The organism is Streptomyces sp. DSM 120436 (assembly GCF_055778765.1).
Map to the genome: position 1 here is coordinate 1 of NZ_JBSKBS010000003.1, position 8,236 is coordinate 8,236.

4 protein-coding genes and 1 pseudogene are annotated in these 8,236 nt (G+C 67.2%); 4 read left to right on the forward strand and 1 reads right to left on the reverse strand.

Features of this window, described 5'->3' with window-relative positions:
• Nucleotides 1-43: 43 nt before the first annotated feature.
• The 4 genes and pseudogenes from ACWH4W_RS31640 to ACWH4W_RS31655 form a co-directional block, all read left to right on the forward strand.
• A pseudogene (locus tag ACWH4W_RS31640) lies at nt 44-526 on the forward strand (AbiJ-related protein); the annotation flags it as partial.
• Between the two features lie 740 nt (nt 527-1,266).
• Nucleotides 1,267-2,016, forward strand: a complete 750-nt coding sequence (locus ACWH4W_RS31645) for a transposase family protein (protein ID WP_473079307.1) — start codon at nt 1,267-1,269, stop codon at nt 2,014-2,016.
• A 536-nt stretch (nt 2,017-2,552) separates the two neighbouring features.
• Nucleotides 2,553-3,614, forward strand: coding sequence for a hypothetical protein (locus ACWH4W_RS31650; protein WP_473079308.1), 1,062 nt, complete (start codon nt 2,553-2,555; stop codon nt 3,612-3,614).
• Between the two features lie 202 nt (nt 3,615-3,816).
• Nucleotides 3,817-4,362: a hypothetical protein gene (locus ACWH4W_RS31655; protein WP_473079309.1), complete on the forward strand. Its 546-nt coding sequence runs from the start codon at nt 3,817-3,819 to the stop codon at nt 4,360-4,362.
• A 73-nt stretch (nt 4,363-4,435) separates the two neighbouring features.
• On the opposite strand, the gene ACWH4W_RS31660 is transcribed toward ACWH4W_RS31655, so the two are convergent.
• Nucleotides 4,436-7,174, reverse strand: coding sequence for a helicase associated domain-containing protein (locus ACWH4W_RS31660; protein ID WP_473079310.1), 2,739 nt, complete (start codon nt 7,172-7,174; stop codon nt 4,436-4,438).
• Nucleotides 7,175-8,236: the final 1,062 nt, after the last annotated feature.

An 8,236-nucleotide genomic window follows, 5' to 3' on the forward strand; every position in this document is an offset into this window, starting at 1 on the left:
TAAGGCGGTTCTTGAGCAGGAGGAGCTCGGCCAGGCCGAACGGATGGCGCTGCAGGATGCTCTGTGGCTCGGCCGCCACCACGTGCAGGTCCCGAGCCGGACCAGGCGCGAGCTGGCCAGAGACTTCGATCTGTCGGACCACCTTGGCTACCCGGACCGCTTCATGGGCCTGCTGGGCCGACTGTGGCACCTGGACAACGATCCGCTCGGCGGATGGACCACCACGACCAACAGCCTGCGCAACCAGATCGAGCGCCATGTGATTCGGTTCCCGGATGACTGGACGACCGAGCACCTCTTCGAGCAGCTCGGTGCCTTCGAAGCACCGCACCCCCGCTTCGGCCACTTCCTCGAGGGCCTGGCATCCTCTGCTGTCCTGCCCGACGAGCCGGCGCAGCGCCGCTTCGTCGCATTGGCCAACCGGCACCTGAACCCAGTGGGCGCCCAGCTAATCCAGCACGCAGAGGCAGGCGGTTACCCCCAATTCCAGCTCGTCGAGCACGGCCGTGGCATCGCACGTCGACCGCGCAATCTCATCTTCGCCACCCTGGGCAAGCCCGACATCCGCTTCACCAGCGCCCTCGACAACGACATCGAGGTAGCCGAAAGCGACGACAAGGTGCTGGTCTACGACCGCCCCGTCGGCAAGGAGGGATTGCTCTGGCGGGACCTCCTGGCCTGGTGGCAGGAAACCCGGGATATCTCTGATCAGGAGCAGGCGGCGCGGGCCCTCTACAGCCGGATGGAGGCTTCTCTGCCGAAATCCTCAGGCCAGAAGAACCTGTTCTGGCACTACCACCACGCCAATCGGGACCACTTGAACGACGTGCCCGCGCTCCTGCCGGAGATCTGGCTGCACTGGGACCCCAAGACCCTTCGCCAACGTGGCGCGCGCGCCATGCAGAACCTGCGGATGGACTTCCTCATGCTGCTTCCGGGAAACCGGCGAGTGGTGCTGGAAGTCGACGGCAAGCAGCACTACACCCGCAACGAAGGGACCGAACCCGACAGCGCGAAATACGCCGCGATCATGGCCGGGGACCGCGACCTGAAGTTCCGCGGCTACGAGGTGTTCCGCTTCGGCCACGACGAACTCCGCGACCGAGACCGCGCCCAGCCGCTGCTCGCCGGCTTCTTCGCCGCACTCATTGAGCACTTTCAGAGTGGCCACCAGATGGGTGACGAGGCCGACACCCGCAACGCACGAGGCTCCCGTGCCGTTGAGAGAGGTGTTCGGCGTCTCAACTCATCAGCGCAGGAGCCTCGTTGGTTCCCTGTCCTGCCTCACTCGACCTGCCTCACGCCCTGGTCGAGTGGGTCACCATGCTCATCGTCACCCGTGAGGGTGACCGCCGCTGCAAGCTCCCGCCTCACCAGCGTGCTCTCGTCGCCCTGGTCTACCTCCGGCGGCACGACACCCTCACGCAGCTCGCCGCGGGCTTCGGCATATCCGTCGGCACCGCCCACGCCTACGTCACCACCGTCGTCCGGCACCTGGCGGACAAGGCGCCAGGACTGCTGAAGGCACTTCGGGAGACGGACCCCGACTACGCGCTCCTGGACGGCACCCTTGCCGAGTGCGACCGGGTCGGCGACGGGCAGGCCGACTATTCGTCCAAGCACAAACGGCACGGCGTGAACGTGCAGGTCGTCACGGATCCTGCCGGGGAGGTCCTGTGGCTGTCCCCGGCGCTGCCGGGCCGGACCCACGACCTGACGGCCGCCCGCACTCACAAAATCATCCGAATCTGCGAACGCCAGGGCGTCCCGGTCCTCGCCGACATGGCCTACATCGGAGCCGGAGACTGGGTCACCACCGCCAAGCGCCGCCCGCCCAACGGCGAACTCACCCCCACCGAGCGGACCGTCAACCGGGCCCTGTCCGCGGCCCGGGCACCCGTCGAACGCGGAGTCGCCCGCCTGAAGTCCTGGCGAATCTTCCGCAGAGCACGCTGTAGCCCCAACCTCATGACTGTCATCGCCAGAGCCGTCCTCACTCTGGAGAGGCAGCGCTGAAAATGCTCATTGACCGCCCGCGCGCCGGTCAATCTTGAGTGCGGCTGTCAACCCAAGGCTGGTGGGTCTCACAGTTCTGGTCACGACGCCGCCGATGACCGCAGGGTGGCCATCGATGGGAGAGAGGTCGGGACGTGCCCGGTCTCGGCGTGCAGAGTCCGCCACCGGCCAGAGGCGTCGCGGGAGCGACGTGGATGCCGACTTCACCACCAGCACCGGATCGACCTGGCGACCCTGCGCACGGTGCCGACCTCACGTACCTGGTGACCAAGGTCAGGGTGTGGCCATCAGGTGCAGCGCCCAGGCGGACGGTCCGATTTGAGCTGCGGCACTGGCCCTGAGCAGCGTGCCAGTGCCGAAGCCGGGGTCTACCTCGGCTGGCACTCGCAGAGAGCCGGACCTGCCGCAGGTGCCGTCGGCTGTGCCTGCCACCGCAACGCAAGGCCTTAAAAGTTCCTGCTTGATGTCAGTGGCCTGCGAGATCATCATGCTGGCGTCCGGAGTTCTGCCGGTCGGTGAGGGCTGAGGGGGACAGCGTGTCGCAGAAACTCTTTTTTGAGACCGTCCAGGGTGACCGCTACCCGTACACGAGGTTGAATCGCGCGGCCATCAACGAGCTTCGCACCGCCCCGTCCGCAGGCGGTGACGAAGAGGCTGCGCACGCCCTCATCGACCTGCTGATCGACGACTTGCCCCAGGACCCTGAGCACGACGGACTGATGGACAACTCGGAGACGGGAGCGGTCATACGGTGTCTCAAGGCCGTTCTGCGCCGCCTCGGTATCGAGTTCGAGGTTCCCTTTCACGACAAGCAGGGCTACTACTTGTTTCGGATGGAGCACGACAACGGCTTCATTACTGACCTGACCAGGGTCTTCGCCCCAGCGCGCGCAGCGCTGGAACGACGCGAGCAGACCACCTTCACCGGAGGCTTGCGGGGGCTGCGCGGCGAGTTGCGTAACCTCATCTTCGCCGCGGCGCAGAAGCCAGAGATCGTGTGGAGGGACGTCGCGGGTGGTGTCATCGAGATCACGAAGAACAAGGACCACTGCCTGCTCTATGACCGCCCAGTGGGAGCCGCGGGCCTCACCTGGAGCGAACTGAGCAAGTGGTGGCACCTCCAGGACGGCATGTACGGGATGCCTGAGCAGCCCAGGCTGCAGGCGCTCCTGAAGCGGCTGCGGGGGTCACTGAACGCCCCGGAGCGGCTGATGCTGGACACCTACTGGGATTACGCGATGCAGCGAGGCTTCGGAGACCTTCCTGCTCTGTTGCCACAGGTGTATCTCCACTACGACCCCTTGGCGCAACATCAGCGGAGTCAACGGGCGGAAGGCAAGGTGCTGACGCGGCAGCGGATGGACTTCCTGATGCTCGCTTCCGGCGGTCGCCGATACGTCCTCGAACTGGACGGGAAGGAGCACTACTCGCGCGATGGGAAGGCCGCACCCGACCTGTACGCCGACATGGTCCGAGAAGATCGGCGGATTCGTCTTCAGGGGTACGAGGTGTACCGGTTTGGCGGCGCCGAGTTCGTGGACCCACAGGCTGCCAAGCTCATGCTGAACGGGTTCTTCGACCAGTTGCTGGCTCCATAGCTCCGCCACACGAGGAAGCCGTACAAGCTGCCGTCACCTCCAGCCGGAGCGGCGGTGAAAGACACCGAGGAGTGGGGCTGTGGCCGCGGCATTAAGAAGGCGCCGGCCTTCCAGCGCCGAGCTTGCAGGGGCCCTCCCCCGGCCGCCAAGTGGGTGTGATCCCGTACGATTCCCCTTCCGATCAGGGGAGGGAACAGAGCAAATGCGACTCGACGACATCCGCAGCATCATCGAGCGCTCCACCAACGCGGACTGGCATCACATCGTCTGCTGGGGCGCTGGTTCAGGACCGACTTTCCATGACAGCTGGGAGCGCTGGAGCACGCTGGGCGCGAACAAGACGGAGGAGTGGTCCCTCGACCTTGAGTCCCACAGCAACACCCTCGTGTACCGCGAGAACGTGGCGCTCACCATCTCCTGGGGCATCGTCGTAGCGACGGACATGACGCCCGACTGGAACAGCGCCTTCACCGACGACGGGCCCCTGCGGTATCAGGTGGGCGACATCTTCTGGAACGGCACACTGGTCGACCGCCACTACCTGACCGCCGTCGACGGCGGGCGCGTCATGTTGCCCCTGCCCAAGCCCATCTTCGAGGAGCGCGACGGCAAGACCGCCGTGACGCGCTACGAGGTCACCCACTACGAGCGGGCATTCGCCCGCCTGGTCCACAACGCGGAACCGGCTGAGGACTTCGACCGGTACTACGAGAAGGCGGGCTTCGTGACGGTGGACAATCGAGCCTGAGCAAGGCACTGAAGGGCGATGCGGCTGGCCCACTGCCCGGGTCCCGCTACGGGCCCGGACACTGGGCCAACCGTCAAGAAGTCGGCCGCACCGCTGAGACGGCCTGGGTCACCAGCGCTGGCCCCGCCCACTGGATGCCTAGCTCCGCGAGGGCGGCGAGCTGGATGGCGTCCAGCCGGTCCCTTCTCGATGTCGTGTTCGAAATCCATACGCCCAGCTTCACGGTCACCGGCTCGCCGTCGACCGTGATCTCCTCGCTGTGGCTGCGGGGGACGGGCCGGTCCGGGCCTTCCCGTTCCACCCACTGCGTGAGGGCCGCCAGGCCCCGCTGGAACGCCTGCTGTGCCTTGCTCGGGCCCTGCGCCGTCCGCCCAGTCGCAGGGGCGGGAGACGGCGTCTCAAGCGGCTTGATGCCCAGCGTGGAAAGCCGTTCCTGTTGCTCGGTCGACAGCTGCGCCCAGACGCTCGGTTTGCGCTGCTGCTGGAGCCACTTTCCGATATCGTCGCCGTCCATGAGCACGCCGGGTGCGATCTTGGGTAGCACTCCGCCTGGTTCGTCGGCGGCGAGGTCGGCGAGGACGCGGTAGTGCCGCTGCCAGTCCAGCGGCCATGGGCAGTTCCAGTCGGGGTCGATGGCCGCCAGCTGCTTTGCGCGCTGTGCTGCCCGTTCCGCGTCCTTGCCCAGGCCGCCCTTCCGGCGCAGGTTCGCCATGTGCTGGCCGACGGGCACCATCGCCTCGCCTTCGCCCCATACCGCGTCCTGGCGGGGTGCGAGGTGTCCGGTGGCCCGCCGGTAGGAGCGGAGCGCGGCGAGCTTGTACTCCCAGGCTTCCTCGCCCGGCTCCCAGACCATCCCAGCCTCCGGCAAGTCGAGCAGCGTCTTGCGCCGTTCCTCCAGTTCCCCGGCCCGTAGCGCCTTGCGCTGCTGGTGGACCCATCGGCCGAGCGGGAACGCCTTGGTGACGCCGACTTCGACCTGGACGTCGTAGGGCACGGGGTAGAGGCCGGTGATCTCGTTCTCCTTCCGCCACCGGAGCAGGGCCTGGTAGCCCTCCAGCCACACCAGGGACTCGGGCCGGTAGACCCGGGTGCGAAGGAACGCGGCGATGGTCGCCGCGTCCCGGAGAGAGGAGAAATGGAGCAAGGCCGACTCGGCAGCGGCGTCGGTGTTGTCTTGCTCCTGGTCCTCGCCGTCGCTCTCGCCGCTGCCGGCCCCGACGATCCGCCCCTCTTCGTCACGACGGATGTGCACCTTGCGCTTGCCGCTGGTGAGGGCTCGGGAGGCGAGCTGCTCGACCAGACGTTCGTCATGCGAGCGGAGGCCTTGGAGGACCGCTACAAGGGGGCGGAAGCTGGCACTGGCGACCATGTCCTGCGGGTCCTCGCCGGGCTCCAGGAACACCGGCACGATGATCCTGGCGACCTTCGTGGAGCCGTCGCGGTTGAGCCGGAGGGCCCGTCCGATGTTCTGCACGATCTCGACCTGGGAGCCGCGGGTGTCGGCGAAGCACACGGCTTCCACACCCCGCTCGCCGGTGATATCCACGCCTTCCCCGAGCACGCGCACCGAGGCGAGGAACGCGCGGTGTACCCGGCGGCCGGCCGCGTCGATGCCGTTGGCGAACTGGCGGATGACCTCGCGCCGCTCGGTCACGAGGTGGTCCCCGCACAGCCACGCCGACCACACCCGGTCCGGCGGGACGTGGCGGCCGGCCTCCAGCTCGTAGAACTCCGCGTCGATCGACGACTCCGGCAGCTCCTCCGCCTTCACCAGGTCCTCGCCCGAGACGTCGTTCATGTACAGCTCGGCCGCGGTCTCGGGCAACTTCTCCGCGAACGCGGCGGCCTCCTTGACCTTCTGGTGGAACGTCATAACGGTCTTGAGGTTCCACTTCGCCGCGTGTTCCAGGAGCGCGGTCTGCAGCAGCGCCAGGCGCCGGCCGCGCTGCGCCTCCTCCGACTCCCCGAGGACGGGGGAGGGGTCGCGGATCTCCAGCACGTCGATCTCGAACCCCGCGAGGATGCCCCGCTCGATCGCCTCCGACAGCCCCAGCTCGGCCAGCCACGCGCCGTACGTGCTGTTCGGGTCGTTGGCCATGGTCGCGATCTCCGCCTCCTGGCCGTCCGCGCCCTTCTGTGGCCGGGGTGCGGCGAGGATGCGGGGGGTCGCGGTGAGGTAGAGCCGGTAGTCCGCCGGGATGCGGGCGTTGTCGTGGATCGCCGCCCACGGACGACCAAGATCACCGGCGGTTCCGTGGGCCTCGTCCACGATGGCGAGGTCGAAGCCGTCCATGCGCTGGCCATACAGCCGCTCCCCGCCCGCCAAAGAGGCCTCCAGCGGCCCGCGGACCTTCCGCTGGCCCTCGGGAGCGTCGAGGTCCTCACGGTCCACGAGAGAGGCGTACGTGGCGAACACGACCACCGGCCCGGACCCGGCCCACAGAGCGAGCTGGATGGGGTTGGTGGTGGTCCGCACCCCCAGTTCCTTCAGCACCGGGTCGTTCTCCAGCGAGCACACCGCGACCATCGGGGCGCGGTGGCCCACCAGGCGCCACGCCTGGGCGGTCTGCACGAGCAGGTCCAGGGTGGGCACGGTCACGAGGATCCGGCCGTTGGCGAACGACTCCAGCGCGCACGCGGCGGCCGTGATCGTCTTGCCCGAACCGGTCGCTGACACGATCGTGCCCCGGGCACCTCGCGGGGGCACAGATGATCTTGCAGGAAATCCTACCCATTTTCGGAACGCCGATTTCTGGTCAACCTGGTGTTCCTTCAGAGTGATCCTCTGCAATTTCAGATCCCTTCCCTGCATCTTTTCATCGACTCTCTCATCCTTACTTTTACTCAGGGTTCTTTCCAGCCCAGTACAGAGCAGTGTCGACATCGCGCGGGGTCCAACTGTCTGCGCACCCTCCGCTGTTTTTGAGGAGGGTGTCGAGGAGGTCCATGTAGCGGCCGTAGCGGCCCGGACGGTCCGTGAGTGTGAGCCCAAGCAGGTCGATGGCGCGCTGGACATGCCGGTCGTAGACGGCCATCCGCGTGGGGGACTGCCGAAGTCAGGATGGCCGACGCGAGAGCGTCACCATTGACGAACCCCGGCAGTTCAGAGATGGCACTGCGCCCCGCCTGAGCCGCCTCACCGAGTGAAAGAGTGAGGTCCTGCACTGACGCGACGGCCTGCTCGGTGACGGCTCGCACCTGGCGGTCGGGCAGCGACATGAGAGCTGTCACCCAACGGGTCTGCGCAGAGAGGCGTTTCCACACGACCAAGGCAGCGATGTCCCTCTTACCAAGACAGCCGGCACGCTCGACGTGCTGCGCAACATCCCAGAAGACCTCGTCATAGTGAGGTGATACGGCGGCCAGATAGGCCGCGCGTGCGGGGACCAGCACGTCCCACGCCGGGTGACAGAATGTAGAAGGTTCTTCTCTTTCCACGAGCATTCATCTCCTGAGCCGGTGCACTGAGGTTGAGGGGTGTCTCATGTTTTCGCCAACGATACATGCTGCATCAATCTGAGGAGGCACAACACGAATCCGACCCGCACGAGCGCCCCCACCCCCTCGTAACTAGCTGGCCCGCGCTAGCGGGCCCCAACGGCGCCTGAAGGCGCAGCAGGAAGGGCCGTCAGGCGGGGGAGCACAGCGGACCCGCCGGCCAGGCTGGAGCGAAGCGCAAGCCTGGTAGCGGGACAAAGTCCCGCCGGTCCGGGAGCGCAGCGGACGGACCGTCACCCCGCCTGCTTCGCAGGCGGGGTGTGCGGGTGGCGCAGCCACCCGCTAGCGCTCACGCGGAGCGGGAGCGCAACACCCGCGCGCAGCGCGGGTGTTCGCTTGCACATCGCGCAGCGATGTGGTACCCGCTCCGCGCGGG